The organism is Streptomyces sp. NPDC012466, assembly GCF_042955215.1.
Classification (GTDB): Bacteria; Actinomycetota; Actinomycetes; order Streptomycetales; family Streptomycetaceae; genus Streptomyces.
Window position 1 is genome coordinate 85,422 of the sequence record NZ_JBIBEQ010000004.1, and the last position, 26,241, is coordinate 111,662.

Consider the following 26,241-nt stretch of genomic DNA (forward strand, 5'->3'; position numbering starts at 1 on the left):
GCCACAACCTGCGGAAACGGGGACACGAGGTGCGTGTGTTGGATATGAGGACCTGCTCGACCAGCGGTTCGGCGGCGCTGGAGGCGCTGCTGATCCGAACTGCAGGTGCAGGACGACGGAGCACGGCCGCCTCGGAGGTGTCGCGATGACCGAGCAGCTCGTGCGGGACCTCCGAGAGGTCGACGAGACACAGGTCGCGGTCGTCGGCGGCAAGGGCGCACACCTGGGCACGCTGTCGCGGATCGAAGGCGTCAGCGTGCCGGGCGGGTTCTGTGTGACGACGGACGCCTTCCGGCGGATCGTGGCGGAAGCGCCGTCGATCGCGGACCGACTCGATCAGCTAGCGCGCCTGAACCCGGACGACCGGGAGGCGATCCGAAGCCTCAGCGCGCAGATCCGAAGGACCATCGAAGGGATCACCGTCCCGGGCGAGCTCGTGGCGGCGATCACCGGCGCGCTCGCCCAACTCGGCGAACAGGCCGCCTACGCCGTCCGGTCCAGCGCGACGGCGGAGGACCTGCCGACGGCGTCCTTCGCCGGCCAGCAGGACACCTATCTGAACGTCGTGGGACCGGAGGCCGTCCTCCGGCACGTCAGCCGCTGCTGGGCCTCGCTGTTCACCGAGCGGGCCGTGACCTACCGCCAGCGCAACGGCATCGATCACCGCACGGTCCACATGGCCGTGGTCGTGCAGAGGATGGTCTTCTCCGAGGCGGCCGGCATCCTGTTCACGGCCGACCCGGTCACGGGCAACCGGAAGGTCGCCACGGTCGACGCCGGCTTCGGGCTGGGCGAGGCCCTGGTCTCCGGCCTGGTGAACCCGGATGTCTTCTCGGTGCGAGACGGCCAGGTCGTCACCAGGACGATCGCCGCCAAGGAGCGTGCCGTGCACGCGCTGCCGGACGGCGGCACGCAGACGAGAGCGGTCGACGCGCGGCAGCAGGAGCAGCCGGCGCTGACGGATGCACAGGTCGTGCGGCTGGTACAGCTCGGGCGCCGGATCGAGGCGCACTTCGGCAGCCCGCAGGACATCGAATGGTGCCTGGCCGACGGCGGCTTCCAGATCGTGCAGAGCCGGCCGATCACGACGCTGTTCCCCATCCCGGAGGCCGAGGACCAGGAGAATCACGTCTACGTCTCCGTCGGCCATCAGCAGATGATGACCGACCCCATGAAGCCCTTGGGGCTCTCCCTGTGGAAGATGACGGCCATGGCGCCGATGCGCGACGCCGGCGGGAGGCTCTTCGTCGACGCCACCCGCGCGCTGTCCTCGCCCGCGAGCCGCGCCAACCTCATGGATCTGGTGGGGAGGTCCGATCCGTTGACCAGGGACGCCCTGGAGACGGTCCTCGACCGGGACGACTTCGTCCCCTCACTCCCGGACCCGGAGCCCGGCGGCCGCCCGGCCGGCGGCACTCCCGCCCCGATCGAGACCGATCCGGACGTCGTCACCCGGCTGATCGAGCGCAGCGAGAAGTCCGTCGCCGCCCTGCGGCGCGACATCGCCGCGAAGAGCGGACCGGCGCTGTTCGACTTCCTGCTGGAGGCCTTCGAGGAGCACAAGCGGGTCCTCACCGATCCCCTGAGTTTCCAGGCGATCATGGCGGGGATGGAGTCGACGTGGTGGCTCAACGACAAACTGCACGAGTGGCTGGGCGAGAAGAACGCGGCTGACACTCTCACGCTGTCCGCTCCCGACAACATCACCTCGGAGATGGGACTGGAGCTGCTCGACGTCGCGGACGTCATCCGTCCCCATCCGGAGGTGGTGGCGTTCCTGCAGACCGTCGAGGACGACGGCTTCCTCGACGAGCTGGCGAAGTTCGCGGGCGGGCCCGAAGCACGCGACGCCATCGAGGCCTACCTCGACCGGTACGGCATGCGCTGCGTCGGAGAGATCGACATCACGAGGCCCCGCTGGCGCGAACGCCCCAGCACGCTCGTGCCGGCGATCCTCGACAACGTCAGGAACTTCGATCCGGGCGCGGCCGAGCGGCGTTTCGAGGAAGGCCGGCAGAAGGCGCTGAAGAAGGAACAGGACGTGCTGACCCGCCTGCGGGCCCTGCCCGACGGGGAGAACAAAGCGGACGAGACCAAGAAGATGATCGACCGGGTCCGGACCTTCATCGGATACCGGGAGTACCCCAAGTACGGCATCATCAGCCGCTATTTCGTCTACAAGCAGGCCTTGATGGCGGAGGCCGAGCGCCTCGTGCAGGCCGGCGTGCTCCGCGACGAGGAGGACATCTTCTACCTCACGTTCCAGGAACTGCACGACGTCGTGCGTTCGAAGCGGGTGGACGACCAGCTCGTCCAGCAGCGCAAGGAGGCGTTCCGGTCGTACCACGCGCTCACACCGCCCCGCGTCCTCACCTCGGAGGGCGAGACCGTCAACGGCGCCTACCGACGCGACGACGTGCCGGACGGTGCCCTGGCCGGCCTGCCGGTTTCCGGCGGGACCATCGAAGGGCGGGCCCGCGTCATCCTGGACATGGCGCAAGCCGATCTCGAGCCGGGTGACATCCTGGTCACGGCCTACACGGACCCCAGTTGGTCACCCCTGTTCGTCGGCATCGCGGGCTTGGTGACGGAGGTGGGCGGCCTGATGACCCACGGCGCGGTGATCGCCCGGGAGTACGGCTTGCCGGCCGTCGTGGGCGTGGAGCAGGCCACCCGTTTGATCCAGGACGGCCAGCGGATCCGCGTCCACGGAACCGACGGGTACATCGAGATCCTGCCTTGACCGACTCCGCAGGGAAGACCGTTCCATAGCCCTTCCTTGCGTGCGGGACGAGGAGGTGTGGGGCACAGCGACATCCTGAGTGCTGTGCCCCACCGGCCGTCAGCGCCCTGTCACGGTGTGCGTTGCCGGGCATGGCCGCCGCACCGTGAGGCGAGCCGCTAGGCGGCCAGACGCATGGCCAGTTCCCGGGCGTGGGATTCGGCGGCCGCCAGGGACGCGGCGCGGGAGGTCTCGAAGAGGGGGATGAGGTCGGCCATGGCGGGAACGGTGGGGGCCAACGTCAATTCGGGGACGATGAAGGTGACGTCCAGACCGAGGCCGGTGCCGAGGGCCTGTTGCAGATAGCTCTGCACGTAGTCGTTGCCGTGCTGCGGGGTGCCCTCCTGGTAGGAGCCGCCGCGGCTGGTCACGACGATCGTGGGCTTGCCGGCGAGTGAGGGGTGTTCGGTCATCGAGGTGCGGCCGACGGCGAATACGTGGTCGATCCAGGCCTTGAGCGTGGACGGGATCGAGTAGTTGTACATCGGCGCGCTCAGCAGGATCACGTCCGCCGCCTCGGCTTCCTCGATCAGCCGGGCACGCAGCGCGAAGGCGGCCCGCTCTTCGGGGGATCGGTCGGCGGGGGCGGTGTAACCGGCGTAGTAGGCGTCGGCCCGCAGGTGGGGGATCGGGTCGGCGTCGAGATCTCGGTAGATCACCGCGCTGTGAGGGTTCTCGTCCTCCCATGCCCGGCGGAACGCGGCGGTCACCTTGCGGGAGTGGGAGTTCTCGCCATTGAGGGAGGTGTCGATGTGCAGCAGCGTGGCCATGACCGTACTCCTGAGGACTGTGGGGCCGCTCCTGTGCGGCACGCCCCGTGATGTCCGACAGCCTGCTCCCTCAAGCGCAGTTGAGGTCCACCTCATGTGATCCGGATCACCGACAGGAGCGCGCGGAGCTCAGCAGGCGGCCGGGAGGGACGGCTCTCGCATGGACGGTGTGCCCAGGGGCACCAGGACTGCGACGTCCAGGACCGGGAGGCGCCAGGTGTTCGACGGCTTTGAGCTGACGCGGTGTGAGGGGGACGGCGTCCACCTGAGGGTGCGTCACGGGGGCAGTGGCCCAGCGGTGCTGTTGCTCCATGGTCATCCCCGCACGCATGCGACCTGGCACCGCGTCGCTCCGTTGCTGGCCACGGCAGGTTTCACCGTGGTCTGCCCCGATCTGCGCGGCTACGGCGAGTCCGACAAACCCGCCTCCGACGCGGAGCACCGTCCGTACTCCAAGCGCGCCATGGCCGGCGATTGCCTGGCGGTCATGCGCCGCCTCGGGCACGAACGGTTCGCCGTGGTGGGGCACGACCGGGGCGCGTACGTGGCCACTCGTCTGGCTCTGGACCACCCGCAGGCCGTGTCCACCGTCAGTGTGCTGGACGCCGTTCCGATCGGGGAGGCCCTGCGGCGCTGCGACGCGGCGTTCGCTGCGAGCTGGTGGCACTGGTTCTTCCTCGGGCAGACCGACAAGCCCGCCGAACGCATCATCAACGCCGACCCCGACGCCTGGTACCGCGCCACGAGCGAGCAGATGGGCGCCGAAGCGTACGAGGACTTCCGGCGTGCGATCCACGATCCGGCCACCGTGCACGCCATGTGCGAGGACTACCGCGCCGGTCTCGGTGTCGACCGCGCGCACGACGACGCCGACCAGCGGGCCGGGCGGCGCATCACCCGTCCCGTACAGGTGCTGTGGGCCACCCGCGACGACATGATCGATCTCTACGGCGACGTGCTGGGAGTCTGGCGTGACTGGGTGGGCGACCGACTCGAAGGGGGCCCGATCGACTCCGGCCATCACATGGCCGAAGAGGCCCCCGAGGCCCTGGCGACGGCCCTGCTCGGCTTCTGGCGGAGTACTGGTTGGCATGACGACCGAGTGGAACGCGACTGACCCGTTCGACGACGCCTGTCGGACCGGAGGGAGATGCGCGTTCTTCTGTCGACGCCCGGACCTCGCGGAGAGGTCCAGCCGTCGTCGCACGGGCCTGCCGGTGGGCCGAACAGCAGGGCGTCGGCTACCCCCATGGCTCGACCGCCGCCCGGCAGCTCATCGAGGGAGCCGGGCGGCGATCCCGGCCCGGCGGCCTGCGTACGTCTCCCCCCGATGGCAGCGGTGCGCGGTTCAGGCGCTCAGGGCCTGTTCAGTGGTGTCGTGGCAGGGGATGAGGGTGTCGACGCCGACCAGCTGCAGCACGCGCAGGACGGAGTGCTGGGCCCCGGCGATGCGCATCCACCCGTTCGCGCCGCTCACCTGCTGGTGGGCGGTGACGAAGACGTTGATGCCGCTGGAGTCCATGAACGTCACGCCGCTGAGATCCGCGACGATCCGCGGGGGCGCTGCCCCGTCGTCGATGAGCAGGGCTGCGCTGAGCACGTCCTGGACGTCGTGGTCGATCTCGCCCCGCAGCGTCACGACACGGATGTCTCCCGCCATGCGGTGTTCGGCGTGGAGCCGGCCCGGCCGGTCCGCTTCCTCGATGTGGGTCACCGTCTCCTCAAATGTGCTTAGGCTTGCCCGGTCAGAACGTGCGCGGATGATTCTGCCCCACCGCCCCGGCCCGATGCACCTGAGCGGCTGTGCCGAACAACACCTTTGCGGCATGCGGGGTGGCGAAACGGGGTACCGGCGCGCGTGAACGGGGAGTGAGGGCGAGGCCAGTGGGATCTGATGTCGACGGTGACGGCTGCAGGGCGCCGCAGGAGTACCTCATGCGTGCCGCGTACGCGCTGGGGGGAGACGACAGCTGCATCGCGGACGCCCGCCATCACGCCGTCGCCTTCCTCGACCAGGCGAGTGACGACCATCACCTGCCCGTCTCCGCCCGAGCGAGGGATCTCACCCAGCTGGTCGTCAGCGAGCTGGTCACCAACACGCGGAAGTACGCTCCCGGGCCCGTCCTGCTGGAACTGCGCGTCACCGCCCGCAGCGTGGATGTCATCGTGTGGGACAGCGACCCGACGGTCCCCACGGCCCGGGCCGCCGACCCCAGCAGGATCGGCCAGCACGGCTTGGAGATCGTGAAGGCCGTGGTCGAGGACTTCGCGATACAGCGCGAGCCGGTGGGCAAGCGCATCACCGCCCGCATCGCTCTCGCCGACAGCCCCGGCGGCGCCCCACGGGGCGAGGTGGCGGCAGACCGCGACGGGGTGGCCGGGCCCTAGCCGGGCGATGCGACAGGCCGGTTCCATCACCTCCAGAGCCGCCGGCCCGAGTAGCGACAGGCGACCTCGATGGAGGCGGTAGCCTCCGCAGGAGCCGAGTCGCACGCGTCCGGGCGGACCGACCGTTTCGAGGGCCGGGCCCGCGCGGGCCGGGCGCGGCCGTCAGGGCGTTCCGAGGCCCCGCAGCAAGGTGTCGACCACGACGTCAGCCGCCTGCGCGGGGCTCAGTTCCGGCATCTGCCGGGACACCAGGTGCATGAGCTGGGGCAGCAGCGCGTTCGCCCACCCCTGCGGGAGGTCCGAGCGCAACAGCCCCTCCTCCGTGGCGCGTTCCAGGAAGGCGGCGACTTCGCGTACGGAGGCGTCCCGGCGGTCGCGGACGGTGTCGTCGGCGAGCATGCGGGCGAGGTCGACGGGCCAGGTGCGGTTGACGGCGATGATGTTCTCGACGTAGCGGTGCAGGGCGACGGCTACGGGGGCCTCGCGCAGCCGGGCGTCCTCGATGGCGTGCTCGATGGCCGCGAGGCGGGACTCATAGATCGCGGCGAGGAGATCCTCGCGCGAGGCGAAGCGCCGGTAGACGGTGCGCCGGTCCACACCCGCCTCGGCGGCGATGCTCGCGATGCTCGCGCCCGGGTCGGCGGCGAGCATGCGCGCTCCGGTGGTCAGGACGGCTTCGAGATTGCGTGCTGCGTCGGCTCTCACCGCACCGAGTTTAGCCGTGCCCTGTGGAACCTGCGGAACCTATCGCCTCGTTCACGTGAAGAATTTGATCCTAACAGCTACATTGATGTGACAGTTAGATTCGAGTGTCCTGTATACCGAACTCCGTCCTCCCGGGAGGTCCCGTCGGTGTCGAGCACCCAGCAGTCCCCCTCATTCGGGGCGTCCGGAATAGACGGTGTCGTCGCGGCGATGAGCGCGCTGATCCTGGCGGTCCTCCTCGCGGCACTGGACCAGACGATCGTCTCGACGGCGCTGCCCCGTATCGCTCTCTTCCTGAAGCCGTTCCAGGGCTCGAAGGGCACGGCCGGCGCCCCCTCCGCCACCGTAGAGGAGACCGCACCGGCTGCCTGATCCGCCGAACAGCGAGCCTCGGTCCGGCCGGCGTCCTCATGGGCACCGGCCGGCGGTCGTTTTCCGGACGGTGAGCGGGCTCTCCGGGAACGTCAGCGGACCGTGGCGCGGGCGGCCCGCTCGATCACATCGGCGACGAGGTGGGATTCCGCGCGGCGCCGACGCTCCCGGCGTCACCGTCCTGGCAGGTGACGACATTGTCAGGTCCGTTCGTCACCTGTCAAGATGGTGATTACGGGGGCCGGTGATGTGCGAGGCTGGTTCCGCGTGGACGAATACGGACAAGAAAGGTGAGCGCCATGAGCGATGTCGAGGAGAGGGCGCTGCTGGCCGGCGGCTGCTTCTGGGGCATGCAGGAGCTGATCAGGTCGCTTCCCGGCGTGATCCGCACCCGGGTCGGCTACAGCGGTGACGACGGCAAGCCCCACCCCACCTACCGTGACCACGGAAAGCATGCGGAGTCGATCGAGATCGTGTTCGATCCGACCGCCACCGACTATCGCGCGATCCTGGAGTACTTCTTCCAGATCCACGACCCGACCACGAGGGACCGGCAGGGCAACGACATCGGCCTGAGCTACCGCTCCGCCATCTTCTACCTCGACGACGAGCAGCGGCGCGTCGCGCAGGACACCATCGCCGATGTCGAGGCGTCCGGGCTGTGGCCGGGCCCCGTGGTGACCGAGGTCGTGCCGGCCGGCGCGTTCTGGGAGGCCGAGCCGGAGCACCAGGACTACCTCCAGCGGTACCCGGAGGGCTACACCTGCCACTTCCCGCGCCCGAACTGGCGGTTGCCCAGGCGCGGCTAGTCCGGAGCGCCGACGTGGCCGGGAAGGGTGAACACCCTTCCCGGCCACGCGTCGTTTTCCGCCCCCTTCGGAACCGCACCCGTGCGTCCCGCCGGGGCGCCCTCCGCCTGATGAGCACACTGATGTGGTACTAAGCTTCAGAAGTGCTACATTGAAGTGACAGGTAGTGGCGGTGTCCGGACTCTTCCGGAGGAGAGGCAGAGCATGATCATCTATGAACGGCTCTACATCGGAGGCTCCTGGGTGGAGCCCGCCGACCCGGAGCTCCTCGACATCACCTCACCGCACGACCGGTCGGTGATCGGGCGGGCGGCCCAAGCGCGGCCGGCCGACGTGGATCGCGCGGTCGCGGCGGCGCGGGCCACGTTCGAAGAGGGGGTGTGGCGTACGGCCCCGCCGGGGGAGCGGATCGCCGTCCTGCGGCGGTTCAACGCGCTGCGCGAGGAGAACGCGGAGAAGGTCGCGCACCTGATCTCGCTGGAGAACGGCTCGGCCGGGTGGTTCACCCGGGCGGGTCAGTCGGGTCTGACCCGCCAGGCGGATGCCTACCTGAAGGCGGCGGAGGAGTTCGGCTGGGAGGAGACCCTGGTGCCCTCCGACCCGGCGTCCCCGGTGCGCGGCGTGGTGCGCCGTGAGGCGGTCGGCGTCGTGGCCGCGGTGATCCCGTGGAACTCGCCGTTCTCCTCGGCCACCGCGAAGATCATCCCGGCCCTGCTCACCGGCAACTCCGTGGTTCTCAAGGTCTCCCCGGAGAACTCGCTGAGCATGGGCTTCCTCGCCGAGCTGCTGGAGCGAACGGGTCTGCCCGAGGGTGTGATCAGCGTCCTGCCGGCGGACCGGGAGACCAGTGAGTACCTCGTCTCGCACCCGGAGGTCGACAAGATCGCCTTCACCGGCTCGACGCGGGCCGGCCGTCGCATCGCCTCGATCGCGGGTGAGCAACTCAAGCGCGTCAGCCTGGAGCTGGGCGGCAAGTCGGCCGCCATCATCCTGCCGGACGCAGACATCGAGAAGGCGGTCGCGGGCCTGAAGTTCGGTTCCCTGCTCAACAACGGCGAGTCCTGCATCGCCCAGACCCGCGTACTCGCCCCGCGCGGCCGGTACGAGGAGGTCGTGACCGCGCTGAAAGAGCTGGTCGAGTCGCTGAAGGTGGGCGACCCGGGCGACCCGGACACCTTCATCGGCCCGATGATCCGCCCGGACCAGCAGGAGCGGGTGCGCGGCTACATCCGGTTCGGCATCGAGGAGGGTGCCCGTCTGGTCACCGGCGGCCCACAGATCCCCGACGGTCTGGAGAAGGGCAACTACGTCACGCCCACCGTCTTCGCCGACGTCGACAACTCCATGCGCATCGCGCAGGAGGAGATCTTCGGCCCGGTCCTGGTCGTCATCGCCTACGACGACGAGGACGACGCCGTTCGCATCGCCAACGACTCCGAATACGGCCTGTCCGGCGGCGTCTGGTCCGCGGACGAAGCCCACGCCCTCGCGGTCGCCCGCCGCGTCCGTACCGGCACCGTCACGGTCAACGGGGCCTCCATCGCCTTCGACGGCCCGTTCGGCGGCTTCAAGGCCAGCGGCATCGGTCGCGAGTACGGCGCGGTGGGCCTGGGGTCCTACACCGAGTACAAGACCGTCACCGTCTGACGTGCCGGTCCTTCAGATATGCGTCACCGGTTTGACAGGTGACGCGAGAGGGGGCATGCTGATGGTCGTCCAAGGCAGCAGCGCGATTCCGAAGTGGAGACCGGTCATGGACGAGAAACTCTCGACGGACACCGCCGCAGCCGCACGGCACGCGCGGTTCGGCAAGCTCCCCGAGCGCATTCGCTTCGAGGACATGGCCGAAGAGGTGGAGCCCGCACCGGCCGGCGGGGTGCGCACCTACAACCCCGAGGGCTCGTGGAAGTACTACTCGTGCCTCGCGCTCGACCTGGGGCTGTAGACCCGCGCCCGACCCTCATTTCCGAGCGAAGGGCGAGGGTCGACATGACTTCTCTGGCGCACACACGTGGGCAGGACGTCAGGTCCCGAGGTGCCGCCCATGGGGTTGTCGCTGCCGCCCCTGTCGAGCGACTGCCCCACAGCGCGAACAACTCCGCCGGCCAGGACCGGCCCGCCGGCGCGCAGGTGTGGAACGGGGCGCAGGGCGCGGTGCTTTCGGGCTACGGCCCGCCGGTGTCGAGCCTTCTCTGAGGGGCCGCTCGGCAGGGCGGGAATCCCGGACCCGGGGTGGTGGGCGGTCTCACTTCCGGCGTTCAGGGCCCTACAAGGGTGTACATGACGGACCGTTCCCGCTTGTGGCGCTGGATGCGTCCCTCGGCGACCAGGGGAGCAGGCTCGCCGGGCAGCGGCCGACGCGCGAGCCCGAGCGACGGATCAGTTCGAGGGCGTGGCGGGTGAGGTCTTCTTCCGCGCGCGATACGCCGCTGCCTTGATCTTGTTGCCGCACGACTCCATGCCGCACCACTGTCGCCGCATGCCGCGGGAGCGATCGATGTAGATGCGCGTGCACTCCGGGTTGCCGCACTCCTTCAGCAGGGGGACGTCCGGGCCGCTGAGCAGTTCGACCGCCTGCCGGGCCACCGTGGCCAGGGCCTGCTCGGGCGTCGCGTCGGTGTGCCGGCCTGCCAGGGTCAGCTGCGGTGTCGCGGGCGTCTTGCGCGCTGCGGCGTTCAGCACGGCGAGCGCCTCGCGGTCGAAGTCCTCACCCAGGCGACGGTTCGTGACGAGCCGGTAGATCACCTCGCGCACGGTCGTCGCTTCCCGGACGTCCTCCTCCTTGCCGGGTGTGATCGTGTCCACGAGCCCGGACTCCAGGTACCAGGCGTTCAGGCGTTCCGGCGTCACGAACATCTCGAATCGTGTCGAGCGCCGGGCGCGCAGAGTGGCCGCGAAGTCGAGGGCCGGGTGCCCGCAGACGAAAACATGGTCAAAATTCACATCACCATTTTGACAGGTGACTCCCATCTGAGGCAAGAATCGTCACCGGTTCGGGTGGTGTGCGCGGCGGAGGGCGTGATCGTAGGGGCGGCTCAGCGCCGGATCTTCCCCCTTCGCATGGTCCGTTCCCAGGCGCAGCTCGCGGCCCTGCCAGCGTCGGCGCAGCCAGCGGTCGTGGCCGGCGACCACGATCGCGCCCGGGCCGGGGGTGCCCAGAGCCTCCTCCAGTTCATCGCACAGACGAGGGGAGAGGTGATTGGTGGGCTCGTCGAGCAACAGCAGGTGCGGCGGACGGGCCATCAGCAGCGCCAAGGCCAGGCGCCGACGTTGCCCCACGGACACATGCCCGACGGGTTTGCCCAGGTCCGCCTCGTGCAGCAGACCGAGCGGGCCGAGGGGCACCTCCTCGGCCCGCTCCGGGCCCACCGACAGCTCATAGGTGTCCCGGACCGTGCGGTCGGGCCGCTCGAACTCGGTGTCCTGGGTGAGCAGCCCCACTGTCAGCCCGCGCCGCCTGTGCACTTCGCCCTCCGCCGCGAGGCGTCCGGCGAGCACGGCCAGCAGTGTGGACTTGCCCGCCCCGTTGCCGCCCGTCACCAGCAGCCGGTCGGCCGCCGCCACCTCCAAGCCGTCCAGCGCGAGCCGGCCGGCGACCCGCACCGCACACAGGGACACCAGGGGGCGCGGACCGTCTTCCCCGCGCGCGGCGAGTTCCCCGGCCGCGAAGCGCAGCGGCCGGGGCGGCTCGGCGACCCGGGTGCGCTCCAGTTCCTCCAGCCGGCGGGTGGCGTTGCGCACGCGGCGGGAGATCTGGCTCTGGACCCGGCCCGCCCGGTGGCCATAGCCCATCTTCTCGTTGTCGCGCGGCCCCCGGTCCGGGGCGACGCGGCGCGCGGTCACCCCCGCCGCGTGCCGCAGTTCCTCCAGCTCCTGCCGCTCCTCGGCATAGCGTCGCTCCCAGCGCTCCCGTTCGGCGCGCTTCTCACCCAGGTAGGCGCTGTAGTTGCCGCCGTAGCGAACCGGGCCGTCGACCGCCGGGTCCAGGTCGATCAGGTCGGTGCAAGACAGCGTCGAGGAAGGCGCGGTCGTGACTGGCGAGCACGACGGCCCCGGGAAGGCCGCAAAGCTGTTCCTCCAGGAAGACGGCGGCACTGTCGTCAAGGTGGTTGGTCGGCTCGTCGAGCAGCAGTGCCGGCGGTCGCCGGACCAGCAGCGCCGCCAGGGCCAGCCGGCCTCGCTGCCCGCCGGAAAGCGAACCGAGGGTGCGGTCGTGCCCGAACGCGCCGAGGCCCAGACCCTCCAGCACCAGGGCGGCGCGGCGGTCGGCGTCCCAGGACTCGCGGACCTGGGCCTGCGCCAGCCCCCTGCCGTAGGAGTCGAGCAGTTCCTGGTGGCGGGGGTCGTCCTCCGGGACCCGGGCGAGCACCTCGGTGAGCCGTTCCAGCTCCGCGAGGTCCGCCCGGGCCTCACGCAGCGCTTCGTCCAGCACCGCGGCGATGGTCGAACCGGCATCGAACGGCATCTCCTGGCGGAGGAAGCCGAGGCCGTCGGGGCGGGAGACGCTTCCCGCGTCGGGTTCGTCCACGCCGGCGAGCAATCGCAGCAGGGTGGACTTGCCGACGCCGTTCTCCCCGATGAGGCCGATCCGGTGACCGGGGGAGGCGGTCAGGGAGACGCCGTCGAGGACACGTCGGCCGCCCAGGGAGCGGACGAGGTCGTGGGCGAGCAGGGCAGGCTGGGGCACGGGTTTCCGTCCAGGGTGTGAGCGGTGGTCGGCCCGCCGGGCGCACGGCCGCGGACGCGGGCCACTGCACATGCCGACGGCTCACACCGCGGGGGCTCCCGTCTCGGTGAGCGTGCCGTCCGCCAGGCGCAGCCGGCGATTCACCCCGATCTCGGCGAGGAACCGCTCGTCGTGGCTGATCACCATGAAGGCACCCTGGTAGGAGATGAGGGCGCTTTCCAGCTGGCCGACGCTGACCAGGTCGAGATTGTTGGTCGGTTCGTCGAGCAGCAACAGGTGGGGAGCCGGATCGGCGCACAGGACGCAGGCCAGGGTGGCACGCAGCCGTTCACCACCGGAGAGCACCCCGGCCGGCAGGTGCGCCCGGGCACCCCGGAAGAGGAAGCGGGCGAGCAGGTTCATCCGCTCCGCCTCGGGCCGCTCAGGGGCGAACGCGGCGAAGTTCTCCGCCACGGTGCGGTCCAGGTCCAGCAGGTCCAGGCGCTGCGAGAGGTAGGCGATACGGCCGTCGTTGCGCCTGGCCTCCCCGCTTTCCAGGGCGAGTTGGCCCGTGATCAGACGCATCAGGGTGGTCTTCCCGGCGCCGTTGGGTCCGGTCAGCGCGATGCGCTCGGGACCCCGGACGGTGAGGTCGACACCGCCGTCCGCGAACACCTGCCTGCCATCCAGTCGTACCTGCATCCCCTCGCCGAGGAAGAGGTTGCGGCCGGCGGGCACCCGGGTGTCCGGTAGGTCCAGGGTGAGGCGCTGCTCCTCGCGCACGGCGCGTCCGGCCTCGTCGAGGCGGGTCCTGGCCTCGCTGACCCGGGCCGAATGCATCTGGCCGGCCCGGCCGGCGGACTCCTGTGCGCCCCGCTTCATGGTGCCGGCGAAGATCCGGGGCAGACCGGCGCTCTTGAGGTTGCGGGCGGCGTTGCTCGCGCGCCGCTCGGCGCGTTCACGGGCCTGCTGCATCTCGCGCTTCTCCCGCTTCAGCTCCTGCTCGGCGTTGCGGACGTTCTTCTCGGCGACCTCCTGCTCGGCGCGCACGGCCTCCTCGTACGCGGTGAAGTTGCCTCCGTAGAAGCGCAGTTCGCCGCTGCCGAGTTCGGCGATGCGGTCCATGCGGTCGAGCAGAGCGCGGTCGTGGCTGACGAGCAGCAGACAGCCGGTGAAGTCCGACAGCACGTCATAGAGCTTGTGCCGGGCCTCCAGGTCGAGGTTGTTGGTCGGTTCGTCGAGCAGCAGGACGTCGGGACGCTTCAGCAACTGGGCCGCGAGGCCGAGGGAGACGACCTGGCCGCCGCTGAGGGTGCTCAGGCCGCGGTCCAGGTCGAGCCCGGCCAGGCCCAGGCGGTCGAGCTGGGCGCGGGTGCGCTCCTCGATGTCCCAGTCGTCGCCGATGGTGGTGAAGTGCTCGTCGCTGACGTCCCCGGACTCGACGGCGTCCAGGGCTCGGATCACGGCGGCGACGCCGAGCACCTCGGCGACGGTGAGGTCGCCGGTCAGGGGGAGGCTCTGCGGGAGGTGGCCCAGGGTCCCTTCGACCGACAACGAGCCGGTGCCGGGCTTGAGTTCACCGGCGATCAGCCTGAGCAGCGTGCTCTTGCCGGCCCCGTTCGGGGCGACCAGGCCCGTGCGGCCGGTCGTGACGGTGAAGGACAGGTCGCTGAAGACGGGGGTGTCGTCGGGCCAGGCGAAGGACACGTTGGAGCACACGACGGCGGCGTCGGACATGGAGATGACCTCGAGAGAACTGCGGACAGAGAGAGCTCTGCCCTGGGCAGGCGTGGGAAAGGAGGTACGACGAAACGGCCGCTCGGCGGCGCTTCCTCAGCGCTTCCGGTGGCCGTCAGATCCGGGTCTCACCCGGAGATGTCGTCTTCACCCACCACGTCTGTGACTCCTCGATGCACGGTCGACGTCGCTGACAGCGTAACAGCGTCGATCGACGGCCAGCCTCTCCTGTGGGGCACCACTGAGCCTGTGGTCGCCGGTGCGCTCGGCACCCTGCCGGTCGGGTCCCCTGCCGAGAGATCGGGGCCGACCACACCGGTGGTGAACCTCAGCGTGTGACCGGAGCCCGGCTTGTGGGGCACCAACTCCTCTGTGTAAAGCATGCGCACCTCGCTTCCGGCGTTGAGCCGCTCGCTCCGCTCCCACACGCCTGGGCCGCGTTCGGTTCTCGGCGGTGCTCGACAGCCGGGGGCGCGTCAGCTCAGCAAGGGCTCCGCCACACCCCGAGTTCCGGCTTCTTCACCATCGATGACAGCCTCAGCCGTCGGGACTCGGCACAGAAACCGCTCCGCGGCTCCGTGTACTCCACGTGGAACACCGCTTTGCCGGCCGCGATGAACGGGGAGAGCTCGCCGCACTCCTCGTACTGGGCGCACTCCTCGTTGACCGCGAAGTCGAAGTGGGCCACGAGTTGTGGGATTTGGGGGAGGTCGTTCTTCAGACCCACGGACAGTCCTCGCGCGTGTGCGATGGCCGCGATCATGCGGTTGTATCTCAGCTGGTCGCGTGCGGTGAGGGGGAAACCGGTGTCGTTGCCGTAGCCCTCCACCAGATCGGGCTCCACGGCGTCGAATCCCTTGTCGCGGCACATGTCGAAGCGACGTTCCATGATCGGTCGCAGGACGGTCAGCTGCCGGATGTCCAGCCATCGTTCGCCCGCCCATCCGTTGGGCCCGCCGAGCACCGAGTGCGGGAAGGCGTCCCGGTCCGGGCGGAAGTTCTCCCACGCGCCGACGTTGACGTAACAGATGACTTTCCTCCCCGCGCGGTGCAGCCGGGCCACGTCCGCCGCGGAGTTCTCGAATCCGTCGATGTCGTAGACCGGAACGTCGGCGGAGGCGTCGACCTTGCCGTCGAGCTGCCACTGCCAGGAGAGGCCGGGACGGGGTTTCCACACCGCTCTGGAGGGTGAGGGGGAGACGGGCGGCCGCGACGGGGGAGGGGCGTGGCCCGGCGAGGTCGCCGGCCCTTCCGGTTCGGGTGCCGGCGATCGGGAGGGGGTTGCCGTGTGCGGTGCGGCCGACGTCGTACCGTGCGCGTCGGCGGGCCGCTCCGCGCTGCCGGAGCAGCCCGTCAGCCCCGCGGCCGCCAGAGCGGTCAGCAGGGCCGCGCAGGAGAGGCGCCTCCCCTTCTTCCTCCTCATCGCTCCGCCCCGGTGAGGGCGGGTGTCAACTGCGCCCAGGGGTTGGGTGGTTCGCCTGTCACCGGGCCGCAGACCGCCGCTCCTCGCTCGTGTGCGGTGCGCACGGCGAGGGGAACGAGTGCCTCGGGCACGCCGTAGACGAGGTGGCACAGCCGGTCGGGTGCGTGCCGCGCGGTCCACGCGGGTCGGCTGAAGGCGGAGACGTACGTCGACCAGTGGCCCTCGAAGGTGACGGTCAGATCGGCGAGGCGGGCGTACCCCGGGGCCGGGTGGACCCCGGGGTTGAGGACGACCGTGCCCACGCCCAGGCGGCGCAGCGTCCGCACCAGGCGGCGACATCCCGGCAGCCCGTCGGCGGTCGCCGTCACCCGGTCGAGGAAGCAGCCGTCCGCCGCGTACCACTCCCGGTGCCGGCGTACGTCCTCGATGATGTCGGCGGGGTCGCGCACCCCGTAGTCGGTGTCGACGTAGCCCAGCAGACGCGCTCCCGCGGCCCGCAGCGCACCGGCCGCGGCGGTGAACGCCGGGTCGGGGGTCTCGCCCGGGCCGCTCGCCGGGTTGAGGACGACCCCGTAGGTGCGGGGCGCGGCGGTGATCAGCCGGTGCCAGGCACCCGGGTCCTCGGCCGGATGGACGTACAGCGGAATCAGCAGGTTCACGGTGTACGGCAGCCTTCCCACAGCGTGGCCAGCGCGTCGTCGAGGGTGTGGGCGGGGCGCCAGCCCAGGGCCCGCCCGGCGGCGGTGATGTCCGAACACTGCCACGACACCTGCGCGGATCGGGCCGAGCCGGCCGAGCTCGCCGTGGTCTCCTCGATCCGGCCGCGGAAGCCGGCCAGGCCGGCCAGACCCCGCACCAGGTCGCGCACCGGGACGGCCCGGCCCCCGCCGATGTTGAGGACGGGCGGCAGCGGGCCCGCAGCCGTGGCCGCGAGCACCGCCGCCCGCGTCACGTCGCGTACGTCGACGAAGTCGCGGTGGGCCGACAGGTCACCGAGCCGCAGCAGCGCCTCCGGGTCGGGGCCGGCCTCGCGCAACAGACCGGCGATCCGCCCGGGAAGCCCGGTGGGCGGCGCTCCGGGGCCCACCGGATTGCCCACCCGCAGCACCACCGCGTCCAGGCCGGAGGCGGTCACCGCGACCGTGCCCGCGAGCTTGGTCGCGCCGTAGGGGCCGACCGGGCGGGTGGCCGCCGACTCCGTCACCAGGGTGTCCGGGGTGCCGGGGCCGTATTCGGCGGCCGAGCCCAGGTGTACCAGGCGGGCCGCGGGGGCCGCCTCGCGCAGCGCGGCACACAACACCGCCGGGCCGCGGGCGTTGACCTCGGCGAGGGTGACGGCGTCACCGCCGGTGGCGCCCGCGCAGTTGACGACGATGTCGGGCGCGGCCGTCGTGAGGGTCTTCGCCAGCTGTTCCGGGAGGATACGGGCGAGATCGACGTCGAGGTCGGCGGAGGGCGACCTGCCACCGCCGAGGACCAGCGCGCCCGGCAGGTCGCGCAGCCGCTCGGCGACGTGAACGCCGAGATAGCCGGTGAAGCCCAGGACGAGAATGCGCATGACGTGCTCAGGCTCCCTTGAGCAGCAGCGACTTACGGCTGGTGAACTCGGCGTTGGCCCGGTCGTAGTCGTCCGGGCGGCCGATGTCGAGCCAGTACCCGTCGAAGTCGTAGGCGTGCGGCTGGTTGTCGGTCTCGAGCAGGTCGAGCACCAACTCGTCGAAACCGAGCGGGAGACCGGGCGTGTAGCCGTCGAGGGTGGCGCGGGACAGGCCGTAGACACCCATGGAGACGCGGTAGTCCATGCTCGGCTTCTCGGTGAACGCGACGACCTTGCTGGCGTCGGTGGTCAGCACCCCGAAGTCGATGTGCACCTTGCGGGCGTACGTGGCGATGGTCAGGGGGGCGCCGGACGCGCGGTGCCGGCGCAGGACGTCGGCGTAGTCGAGGTCGGTGAGGACGTCGCCGTTCATCACCAGGAAGGTCTCGGGCAGGCGGTCGCGCAGGGTGAGCAGCGGGCCCATGGTGCCCAGCGGGTTCTCCTCGGTGGCGTAGTCGACGGCCAGGCCCCACTGGGAGCCGTCGCCGACGTAGGCGCGGATGATCTCGCCGAGGTGGCCGATCGCTATGGTGCAACTGGTGAAGCCGGCCGCGGAAAGCTGGCGCAGCACGATCTCCAGAATGGCGTGCTGGTCGCCGATGGGGACGAGCGGCTTGGGCAGCGCCGTGGTGTAGGGCCGCAGCCGGACGCCCTTGCCTCCCGCCAGGATCACTGCGTGCATGGGGCTCCTCCTTCGTGAACGCTTCGTGGACGTGCGCGGACGTGACGGACGAGATCCGCTGTGAGGCGTCAGATGTTGTAGATGCCGGTCTTGTAGCGGGCGAGGTTGGCCGGGTCGCGGAAGAACTCCACGGTGTGCGCGAGGCCTTCCTCCAGGGTGTGGGCGGGCTGCCAGCCGGTCGCGGCGGCGAGCCGGCTCGCGTCGGCGACCAGGCGCATCACCTCGGAGTTGGCCGGACGGATGCGGGCCTCGTCCTCGCGCACGTCGAGTGCGGTGTCCATCACCTTGCCGATCAGCGCGACCAGGTCGCCGACCGAGATCTCCCCACCTGTGCCGGCGTTGAAGGTACGGCCCACGACCTGCTCGGCGGGCGCGGTACCGACGGCGAGGAAGGCCTGCGCGGTGTCCCTGACGAAGGTGAAGTCCCGGGTGGGGCGCAGGTCGCCGAGGGTGATCGTGCGTTCTCCCGCCGCGACCTGCCCGATGACGGTGGGGATGACCGCGCGCATGGACTGACGCGGACCGAAGGTGTTGAAGGGCCGCAGTGTGACGACCGGGGTGTCGAAACTGGCGTGGTAGCTGTCGGCCAGCCGGTCCCCGCCCGCCTTCGAAGCGGCGTACGGCGACTGGGTGTTGATGGGATGGTCCTCGGTGATGGGCACGGTCTGCGCGGTGCCGTACGTCTCGCTGGTGGAGGTGTGCACCAGCCGGGGCGTGCCGAGGGCGCGCACGGCTTCCAGCACGTTGAGGGTGCCGGTGACGTTGGTGTCCACGTAGCTGTGCGGGGCCTGGTAGGAGTAGGGAATCGCGATCAGAGCGGCCAGGTGGTAGGCCGTGTCGGCGCCTTCGAGGAGACCGCGGACGGAACCGGGATCCCGGACGTCGCCGAGGACGATCTCCACCTGGTCCAGGACGTCCGGTCGCAGGGTCTCCAGCCAGCCGTAGGAGGAGAAGGAGTTGTACTGGGCCATGGCCCTGACCCGGTGTCCGGAGGCGACCAGGGCCTCGGTGAGGTGGGAGCCGATGAAGCCCTCGGCTCCGGTGACGGCGGCGAGCGGTGCGGAGGTCACTGGGTGGTCCCTTCGGTGCGGTGAGAGGCGAGCAGGGTCAGGCGTGCGGGGCGGGCCGGCCGAGCAGCCACAGCGCGCACGCCGACAGACACAGGGCGGCGGCGCCGCAGCTGAGCGGCAGTGCCAGGGCGGTGCCCGGTGGCAGCCGGAACAGCACGACCGCTCCGGCACCGCCGGCCGCCGCGAGGCAGATCCCCGCCGAGGACCAGGCCGCTCCGAACGCCTGGAGAAGCAGCGCGGTCCACAGGACGGCGGCGAGCAGCAGCAGGGCGACGGGGTCGGCGCCGGTGAGCAGGGCCGCCGGCAGCAGCGGTGCGAGATAGGCGAGCAGGCAGAGGCCGAGGATGCCGGCCGAGCGCAGCAGGAACCCGGCGGGCGTGGCGGTGGCGCGCAGCGCGGCGACCGACAGTCCGCGGTAGCGGTACAGCAGCCATTCCGCCGGCCCCATGCTCAGCGTCAGCACGATCACCGCGTACGGTTCCTCCCGCCCCTCCAGCAGCACCAGCACCCCGGCGGCCAGCCCGAACAGGCCGTACGGCAGGGACCGCGACAGGCGGGGCCGGGTCGTACCGGCGACGGCCGGGACGGCGAGGGCACCGCGCAGGACCCGGCCGGTGACGGTGAGCGTGGCGAGCAGCGCCAGCAAGGGCAGCCCGGTCCGAAGCGCGGGGCCGGGCTCCCACCACGGCAGGACGCAGGCACCGGCGAGCAGCGGGCTGAGCGCGGCCAGCAGCAGCCGTTCCCGCCCCAGCACCAGCAGCACGCCGGCGGCCGCCAGGTACGCGGACTGCGCGGCCGCCACCAGGGTCACCGGTCCGCCGTCGGCGGGCAGCGCGGCCACCGCCGTGGCCACCACCGCCCCCGCGGGCGCTCCGGCCAGAAGGGTACGGCCCGCCTCCCGGCGTCCCGTCGCCATCCGCAGGTGCGCGCGGTGACCGAGTGCCTGCCCCCACGCCCAGGACACGAGTCCGGCCACGATGAGGGCGGGGGCGTGCCCGTCGGCGTTCCACAACGGGGCCGTCAGCAGGTAGGCGAGGCCCGGCAGGGCGAACAGCACGCCCCGCAGCAGACAGCGCAGGGTGTCGGGGCGCCAGGGGTCGGGCCCGGGGGCGGGTTCGGGGAAGGTGCGCGGCACCCGGTCGTACAGCGCGGAGGCGAGGGAGAACAGGTTCGGGTGGCCGTACCGTTCGTTGATCAGGGAGGCGGACAGCCCCTCCGCCTCCAGCAGCGCGGCCACCTCGTAGGGGTGGACGGCGGGGCCAATGCGGTCGGCGAGTTCGGCGGCGAGTTCACTGACCGCCTCCTCGTCGGGGCCGCGTCGGGGCAGCCTGATGGCGAGCGTGGTGTCGTCGAGCGCCCAGCGCGGCCGACGGCGTGGCGGGCGGGTGCCGGCCAGGCGGATGGCCAGGGTGTCCTGTTCGGGCCCCCCGGGTTCGAGGGATATCGGCCCGCTCACAGGGCGAGGCTTCCCGTGCCGTGGACGGCCGGGGCCGACATCCTGACCGTCGTGGGCATGACCGTCGGCTTCCGTGGTGGATGGGCGAGTTCCAGATAGACGGACCGAAACGTGTCAATGGTCTGCCGGAGGGTGAACTGCTCGATGACCCGTAGCCGGGCCGCCTCACCCATCGACCTGCGCCGCCCGGGATCGCCCAGCAGCTCCAGCGCGGCCGTGGCCATCGCCTCGGGATCGCGCGGAGGCACCACCAGCCCGGTGTCGCCCACGGCCTCGCGGACACCGCCCACGTCGGTGGAGACGGTCGCCCGTCCGCAGGACATGGCCTCGATCAGAGTGAAGGGGAAGCCTTCGCTGATGCTGGAGAGCATCACGACGTTTCCGGCGGCGTAGGCGTCCTTGATGTCGTCGACGCGCCCTTCGAAGGTGACGGCGTCGGCGTGTCCGAGCTCGGCGGCCAGGGCCTCGCAGCGTTCCCGGTAGGCCTCTCCGCCTCGCGGTGTCCCGCCGAACAGCCGCAGCCGCGCGTGCGGAAGCTGGTCGCGGACGAGGGCGAAGGCCCGGATGAGGGTCTCCAGATCCTTGATGGGGTCGACGCGGCCCGCCCAGCTGAGGGTGGGCACGTCCGGTTCGGGCCCGGCCGCCGGGAACGCGGCGGGGTCGACGCCGTTGTAGACCGTGCGGATCGACTCCGGGTCGGCGCCGCCCTCCTCCTCCCACAGCCGGTTGTAGCGGTTGCCGGGTGTGATCAGGGCGGCGCGTCGGTAGCTCTCCTGGGCGAGCAGCCGGAAGAACCCGAGGATCACGGCCTTCACAGGCCAGCGGTAGGGCGCGGTGCGGTAGCCGAGGTAGCGCTCACGCAGATAGACCCCGTGCTCGGTCAACAGCAGCGGCACACCGTGGTGTTCGAGGGCGGCGAGGCCCGGCAGGACGGCGACCCCGCCGCTGACCGCGTGGGCGACCCCGCTCTCGGGCGCCGGTGCTGCCAGCGGGCGCAGGGCGTGTTCCAGCAGGGCGGTCGCGGTGAGCGCGTCGTGCAGGGTGGGCTGTGCCTCGCGCACGGCGAGACCGGGGCGGTTCCACAGCGCGGTGAGGATCGCGATCGCCCGGTCCCCGCGCAGGAAAGGGCTCAGCGTCCCCTCCGCTGCCGCCCGTGCCAGCGCGTACAGGGCGGGCGCGAACCCGTCCTCGGTGCGCGGATCGAGCAGTGCGGTGAGGAACCGCTCGTAGGCGGCGGCCAATTGGTTGCGGGGCCGGCCACGGGGCGGGCGGCCCTCGGGCGGGGCGCCCCACATGGGGACGGACAGCACGCTGGAGACGTGCGCGGGCAGGTCCCATACGACCGGCTCACGTCCGGTGCCGGTGACGGCGATGACGTCGAAGGCGAGGTCCGGCATGCCCTGGACGAGCTGGTCGCACCAGACGCTGACGCCGCCGTGACTGTGCGGGTAGGTGCCTTCGGTGAGCAGGGTGACGCGCGTCGCTCCGGTATGTCGCGCGCCCTGGGGAACGGGCATCGATGTGCTCCACGGCCGAGGTGTGGGGTGGTTCGGTCCGGTCCCGGCCGCCGGGGGGCGGCCAGGACCTCGGGTCGGTCCTGGGCGGGTGCGCCGTTCAGTCGTCCGCGGTGTGGCCCAGCGGGTCGGTGACGCCCGCGGGGACCCGGGTCCGCGGGGCGGGGCCGGTGGCCGGGGCGGGCTTCGAGGCGTCGGCGGCCGGAGCCGTCGCGGACGCCGGCAGGGTCAGAGCGAGCGGGGTACCCGTGGAGGGCGTCCAGCCGGACACCGCCCCCGCGTACGCCTCGCCGAACGCGGCGCCGGCCAGTGTGGTGCCGGTGGGCAGGGTCGCCGTGACGGCCAGCCCGGCCGGTGCGTCGACGGTCACCGTGTCGCCGACGCGGTAGGCGGTGACCTGTCCGGCCCGGAGCGCGGCCCGCCAGTCGGCCCGGCGCTGGAGTTCGGCGCCGATGTCCTTCATCCGCGGGTTCACCACGGGTGTGTCCTCGGCGAACAGTGCCTCGTAGCCGTCCAGGACGCCGTTGAGGACGGGGTAGGCGATGCGGTCCTCGGCCAGGTTCGACTGGTGGATGAAGTGCGGCTTGGGGTCGTTGGCCAGGACGTGCCCGAGGGCGATCCGCGTCTCCAGCGGGACGATGTGGTCGGCGTAGCCGGTGGCGGCGTCCAGTGGCGCCGCCAGACAGGTGGTGGTGGCCGGGTTGTCGTCGCAGATGCCGCTGCCGCCCTGGGCGCGGCTGGTGTAGATCCAGTTGTACTCGTCGACCTGCTCGGCCGCCCGGCCGGCGTTGTAGAAGACGTTCATCGGGTAGCGGGGCACGGTGGTGGCCGGGCCGACCTGCCGCTGGGCGGGCTCACGGGAATTGTCCGAGCCGAGCCAGGTGATGTCGTTGTCGTCGAGGGCGAGCGCCAGGTGGGGGTTGTCCACGGGCTGCTGCGGCAGCACCTTCATGCCGGAGTGCTCACCGGTCACCAACTCGCCGTTCACCAGAGGCAGTCCGGCCCTCTCGCCCCAGACCCGGTTGGTGGCGATCTCGTCGGAGATGTCGTTGCGGCTCATCCACCGGGTGCTGCCGTCGGCGTTGGTCGCGCACTTCCAGGGCACCACGGTCGTGTCCTGCACGCAGCCGAGGAAGGGGTGCGAGTAGGTGTGGTTGATCCAGCGGAACTCGCCCCGCCGTGCGATCAGCCGGTCGGCCAGCGGGTCGGCGCCGTTGTGGTCCTCGCGATGGTCGGCGCTGCCGGCGCCGTTGTAGGCGAAGTCGAGGGTGAAGTCCTTGCTGTTCTGCCAGTCGACGGCGTGGTCGACGTCGCCCGGCGTCATCCGGATCGGGTCGGGCGTCGCGTCGGGGTCCGCACAGTCGACGTCGCCGGGCGTGCAGTTGAGCTGACTGTTCCAGCGGTCGTCGGCGGCGAACACGTCGTCCACGTGGACGGAGAAGTAGTTCCGCGAGGCGCCCAGGTGCACACCACCGGTCATCCACTCGACGATGCCGCGGGCCAGGAGGCGGAACTGCTGCTGGTACTGGTTGTAGACGAAGGTGACGACCAGTTCGCGCCGCCCGTCGTGCCGGTACTCGCCCACCAGCGTGCCCTTGCCCGACTGGCCGGGGATCGCCGCTTCCACGTACGGGGTGAAGTCGGCGCCCACCACGGGCTTCGACAGGTAGGCGTAACTCTCGCCGACGGCCGGGTCGTTGTCCTCGAAGGGCACCGGCCCGTCGAGATAGCCGAAGGGGCCCGACGTGCCGGCGGCGGTCACCTCCGCCCGCCTGCCGTCGATGCTGCCGGAGTAGCCCCCGTTGACCGGGTACTGCAGACCGGCTTCGGGACGGGCGTAGGTGTAGGCGTCGACCTGGGGAACGTCGTAGGTCCGCTCGTACGCCGCCAGTGCCGCCATCTCGGACGATCCGGCCGGGAACGGGTTGTCGTTGGGCAGCACGACGGCCTGGAACTTGGCGCGGGGCCTGCCGTCGACGGTGTCCGCGAGGAAGTCCGCGTCGATCACGGTCCGGCCGGACTCCGTGAGGTCGATCCGGGTGTACGGCGTGCCGGCCGCGGCCAGTTCGGCGGCTATCGCGTCGGTGGACGGGCCGCCGTCGCTCACCACCAGCACCCGCAGGTCGATACGGGGCGTGGTGTCGGCGTGTGCCGCGCCGGCCGGCAGGCCCAGTGCGGCGATGAGCGCGCCCACCGTGAGCACGGTGGTGCGAAAGGTCCGCTTCATGCGGTGAGGTCCCCTCCCCGGGCAGGGGTGAGCACGGCTCCCGTGGAGCGGACGCACCCCCTTGCGTGCCGCCGGCGTCCCCCTCAGAAGCCAGTTCGTCACGCATCCGTTCGTGTCACATAGTGATGTCTGTGTGGAGATTTAGCGGTCATGTTGCGGAACATGACGGAAAAGCGCAGGTGACGAAATGGGCACTCCCGGAAGCGAAATGAGCCGTTCCAGGTGGCCGGGAGGGGCCGGACCCGGGGATGCGCCTGTCCGGCGCGCCGGTCCGGGGCTGGTCCGGGCCCTGCGGCGCACCGGCGGGCCTGTGGGGCCCGCCGGTCGGAGTGCCAGTGGTCCAGACCGGGGCGGGGGTCTGGGCAAGGAGGCTTTCAGGTCACGGGCGCCGGGGTCCGGACGGAGCGTCAGGAGCAGAGCACTCGCGTCACGGGCGTGTAGACCGGGCCGCCGCTGACGTTCGTCGAGTCGCTGAACTCGGCGTAGAAATACGAGTAGAAGCCGATGTTGCCGTTACAGCCGGAGTCGGCGGCGACGTTCAGCGTCAGGGTGACCGTACGGCTCTGACCGGGCGGGATGGTGGCGCCGTAGTTGGAGCCGAGGTTGGCCGGACCGGTCCCGGAGCAGGGGGTGGAGCCGTTGGCGGTGGCCAGGCTGCACCCGGTGAAGCTGTACTTCAGGTCGGGGCGCTGCGTGGTCAGCCATGTCGGCTCGATCGTCTGGTACACGAACCAGACGTCGTAGGTGTTGTGGTTGGTGAGGGTCATCGACAGGTTGACCGTGCCGCCGGGTGTGGTGGTGGCGCTGTCGGTGGCGAAGGTCAGCTCCGCCGGCGCCGGGTCGGCGGCGCTCGCGCCCGGGGCCAGGCCGAACACGGCGAGCGCGAGGGCGAGCACGGCGCCGAGGCCGAAACGTCTCATCAGGGGTGATCGCATGGCCTGGGAGGCTAGGCAGGGGCTCGACGCAGCGTCTGCCCCATGGGGAAGACGCGGTCGGCCGCTCGGCTGGAAGTGCTCATCACGTGGATGCGGTGTGATGAAAGTGAGGAGGTGCCCCTGGGGCTGTTTGCCCAGGCAGTCAGCGGGGGCGGAGGCGGTGGTGTGGGTCGGGCGCCGCTGACGGCCTCCATGGGCGAGAAGATGACATTGGCGCGTATCGCATCCGGCGGACTCCCGTCTCACCCGTGATCACCCCGGGATTCTCGGCCATCCGCCGGTTTCCGGCCTGCGGAACCTCACCCTTCGCGCGGCAGGCGGCCTCACCTCTTGACGGCCTCCGCGATCCGCAGGGCGGCCTCTGCGGGAGTGAGGTGCGTGGTGTCGATGACCTCGGCCTCGCTGTGCAGCCAGGTGCGGGCCGCCTCGGCGTAGGGCTCGAGGTGAGACAGGCGGAACGAGGAGGGGCCGAGAACCGTGTCTCCCTCGATGCGCCCGCGGAGGGTGTCCTGATCGGCGTGGAGGACGAAGTGCCGGACCGGAATGCCATGGTCGGCGAGGCCCGCGCTGATCTCGCGCCAGTACTGCTCGACCAGGACGGTCATCGGCATCACCAGAGTGCCACCGGCGTAGTCGAGTACGCGCCGGGCGGTCTCGACCACGAGCGGTCGCCACGGCGGCCAGTGCTGGAAGTTGCCCGTCCAGGGCAGCGCGGGCTTGATGTCCATGAGTGTCTCGCCGACCTTCTCGGCGTCGAACACCCTCGAATCCGGGAGCAGTTGCTGCACGAGGGCACTGGTGGTCGTCTTGCCTGCGCCGTGGGTTCCGTTGAGCCATACGATCATGGGCCTCACGCTAGCGCTGCGCCGGCCGCGAGGCGGGCACGAGAAGAATCCGGTACGGCTTCGGCGCCGCTCGGTGACAGTTCGGGGACCCTGCACCTTCCGTCGCGGCTTCCCGACCCGGAGAATTCCATGGTCGACCTCCGCGGACGGGGGATACGATCACCGGCAAGGCGGGGTCGTAGCACAGAGGTAATGCGCCGCGACGACATCTCGGAGGACGTCGGTTCGAATCCGACCGCCCCGCCCCCTCTCCGTATACGCGG

Annotated in this window: 22 protein-coding genes, 1 tRNA gene and 1 pseudogene; 8 read left to right on the forward strand and 16 right to left on the reverse strand. The window is 71.0% G+C overall.

Features of this window, described 5'->3' with window-relative positions; genetic code table 11:
• Positions 1-145: 145 nt before the first annotated feature.
• The gene (gene rph, locus ACFY9E_RS16280; RefSeq protein ID WP_390983927.1) at positions 146-2,743 is read left to right on the forward strand and encodes a rifamycin-inactivating phosphotransferase; all 2,598 of its coding nucleotides are present in this window, start codon (positions 146-148) and stop codon (positions 2,741-2,743) included.
• 158 nt (positions 2,744-2,901) lie between these two features.
• Here rph and ACFY9E_RS16285 read toward each other — a convergent pair whose 3' ends face one another.
• The gene (locus tag ACFY9E_RS16285; RefSeq protein ID WP_390983929.1) at positions 2,902-3,552 is read right to left on the reverse strand and encodes an NAD(P)H-dependent oxidoreductase; all 651 of its coding nucleotides are present in this window, start codon (positions 3,550-3,552) and stop codon (positions 2,902-2,904) included.
• Between the two features lie 217 nt (positions 3,553-3,769).
• On the opposite strand from ACFY9E_RS16285, the gene ACFY9E_RS16290 reads away from it, so the two are divergent.
• On the forward strand, positions 3,770-4,669 hold the full coding sequence (locus ACFY9E_RS16290) for an alpha/beta fold hydrolase (RefSeq protein ID WP_390983931.1): 900 nt from the start codon (positions 3,770-3,772) through the stop codon (positions 4,667-4,669).
• Between the two features lie 231 nt (positions 4,670-4,900).
• On the opposite strand, the gene ACFY9E_RS16295 is transcribed toward ACFY9E_RS16290, so the two are convergent.
• On the reverse strand, positions 4,901-5,266 hold the full coding sequence (locus tag ACFY9E_RS16295; protein WP_390983934.1) for an anti-sigma factor antagonist: 366 nt from the start codon (positions 5,264-5,266) through the stop codon (positions 4,901-4,903).
• 221 nt (positions 5,267-5,487) lie between these two features.
• On the opposite strand from ACFY9E_RS16295, the gene ACFY9E_RS16300 reads away from it, so the two are divergent.
• Positions 5,488-5,940, forward strand: a complete 453-nt coding sequence (locus ACFY9E_RS16300) for an ATP-binding protein (protein ID WP_390983937.1) — start codon at positions 5,488-5,490, stop codon at positions 5,938-5,940.
• A gap of 162 nt (positions 5,941-6,102) precedes the next feature.
• Here the strand turns inward: ACFY9E_RS16300 and ACFY9E_RS16305 are convergent, their stop codons facing one another.
• Positions 6,103-6,591, reverse strand: a complete 489-nt coding sequence (locus tag ACFY9E_RS16305; RefSeq protein WP_390985089.1) for a TetR family transcriptional regulator — start codon at positions 6,589-6,591, stop codon at positions 6,103-6,105.
• Between the two features lie 264 nt (positions 6,592-6,855).
• On the opposite strand from ACFY9E_RS16305, the gene ACFY9E_RS16310 reads away from it, so the two are divergent.
• From ACFY9E_RS16310 to ACFY9E_RS16325, 4 genes are all read left to right on the forward strand, one after another.
• Positions 6,856-7,017, forward strand: coding sequence for a hypothetical protein (locus ACFY9E_RS16310; protein ID WP_390983940.1), 162 nt, complete (start codon positions 6,856-6,858; stop codon positions 7,015-7,017).
• A 299-nt stretch (positions 7,018-7,316) separates the two neighbouring features.
• Positions 7,317-7,826 (forward strand): peptide-methionine (S)-S-oxide reductase MsrA, encoded by a 510-nt coding sequence (msrA, locus tag ACFY9E_RS16315; protein WP_390983942.1) that lies wholly within the window; start codon positions 7,317-7,319, stop codon positions 7,824-7,826.
• 204 nt (positions 7,827-8,030) lie between these two features.
• The gene (locus ACFY9E_RS16320; RefSeq protein WP_390983945.1) at positions 8,031-9,473 is read left to right on the forward strand and encodes an aldehyde dehydrogenase family protein; all 1,443 of its coding nucleotides are present in this window, start codon (positions 8,031-8,033) and stop codon (positions 9,471-9,473) included.
• 106 nt (positions 9,474-9,579) lie between these two features.
• Complete coding sequence (locus ACFY9E_RS16325) at positions 9,580-9,771, forward strand: hypothetical protein (RefSeq protein WP_390983948.1); 192 nt, start codon at positions 9,580-9,582, stop codon at positions 9,769-9,771.
• Positions 9,772-10,205: 434 nt separating this feature from the next.
• Here the strand turns inward: ACFY9E_RS16325 and ACFY9E_RS16330 are convergent, their stop codons facing one another.
• The 13 genes and pseudogenes from ACFY9E_RS16330 to ACFY9E_RS16390 form a co-directional block, all read right to left on the reverse strand.
• Positions 10,206-10,769: an ABATE domain-containing protein gene (locus ACFY9E_RS16330; RefSeq protein ID WP_390983950.1), complete on the reverse strand. Its 564-nt coding sequence runs from the start codon at positions 10,767-10,769 to the stop codon at positions 10,206-10,208.
• Positions 10,770-10,811: 42 nt separating this feature from the next.
• Positions 10,812-12,513 (reverse strand): annotated as a pseudogene (locus tag ACFY9E_RS16335) (ABC-F family ATP-binding cassette domain-containing protein).
• Positions 12,514-12,594: 81 nt separating this feature from the next.
• A complete protein-coding gene (gene abc-f, locus ACFY9E_RS16340) occupies positions 12,595-14,229 on the reverse strand; it encodes a ribosomal protection-like ABC-F family protein (RefSeq protein ID WP_390983953.1) in 1,635 nt (544 codons plus the stop codon).
• Between the two features lie 481 nt (positions 14,230-14,710).
• Positions 14,711-15,652: an endo alpha-1,4 polygalactosaminidase gene (locus ACFY9E_RS16345; RefSeq protein ID WP_390983955.1), complete on the reverse strand. Its 942-nt coding sequence runs from the start codon at positions 15,650-15,652 to the stop codon at positions 14,711-14,713.
• Entirely contained in the window at positions 15,649-16,311 is a 663-nt protein-coding gene (locus tag ACFY9E_RS16350; protein ID WP_390983957.1) for a spherulation-specific family 4 protein, read from the reverse strand. The genes ACFY9E_RS16345 and ACFY9E_RS16350 overlap by 4 nt, the downstream gene beginning before the upstream one ends.
• Positions 16,308-17,210 carry an NAD-dependent epimerase/dehydratase family protein gene (locus tag ACFY9E_RS16355; protein WP_390983960.1) on the reverse strand — a complete coding sequence of 301 codons (903 nt, stop codon included), beginning with the start codon at positions 17,208-17,210 and terminating at the stop codon, positions 16,308-16,310. The genes ACFY9E_RS16350 and ACFY9E_RS16355 overlap by 4 nt, the downstream gene beginning before the upstream one ends.
• Positions 17,211-17,217: 7 nt before the next feature.
• Positions 17,218-17,931: a sugar phosphate nucleotidyltransferase gene (locus ACFY9E_RS16360; RefSeq protein ID WP_390983963.1), complete on the reverse strand. Its 714-nt coding sequence runs from the start codon at positions 17,929-17,931 to the stop codon at positions 17,218-17,220.
• 68 nt (positions 17,932-17,999) lie between these two features.
• Positions 18,000-19,001: a GDP-mannose 4,6-dehydratase gene (locus ACFY9E_RS16365; RefSeq protein ID WP_390983966.1), complete on the reverse strand. Its 1,002-nt coding sequence runs from the start codon at positions 18,999-19,001 to the stop codon at positions 18,000-18,002.
• Between the two features lie 37 nt (positions 19,002-19,038).
• Positions 19,039-20,457, reverse strand: a complete 1,419-nt coding sequence (locus ACFY9E_RS16370; protein ID WP_390983968.1) for a hypothetical protein — start codon at positions 20,455-20,457, stop codon at positions 19,039-19,041.
• A complete protein-coding gene (pelF, locus tag ACFY9E_RS16375) occupies positions 20,454-21,974 on the reverse strand; it encodes a GT4 family glycosyltransferase PelF (RefSeq protein WP_390983970.1) in 1,521 nt (506 codons plus the stop codon). Before pelF ends, ACFY9E_RS16370 begins: the two co-directional genes overlap by 4 nt.
• Positions 21,975-22,071: 97 nt before the next feature.
• Entirely contained in the window at positions 22,072-24,198 is a 2,127-nt protein-coding gene (locus ACFY9E_RS16380) for a hypothetical protein (RefSeq protein WP_390983973.1), read from the reverse strand.
• Between the two features lie 407 nt (positions 24,199-24,605).
• Entirely contained in the window at positions 24,606-25,133 is a 528-nt protein-coding gene (locus tag ACFY9E_RS16385) for a hypothetical protein (protein ID WP_390983976.1), read from the reverse strand.
• Between the two features lie 323 nt (positions 25,134-25,456).
• Entirely contained in the window at positions 25,457-25,978 is a 522-nt protein-coding gene (locus ACFY9E_RS16390; RefSeq protein ID WP_390983979.1) for an AAA family ATPase, read from the reverse strand.
• Between the two features lie 170 nt (positions 25,979-26,148).
• On the opposite strand from ACFY9E_RS16390, the gene ACFY9E_RS16395 reads away from it, so the two are divergent.
• A tRNA-Ser gene (locus ACFY9E_RS16395) sits at positions 26,149-26,223 on the forward strand.
• Positions 26,224-26,241: the final 18 nt, after the last annotated feature.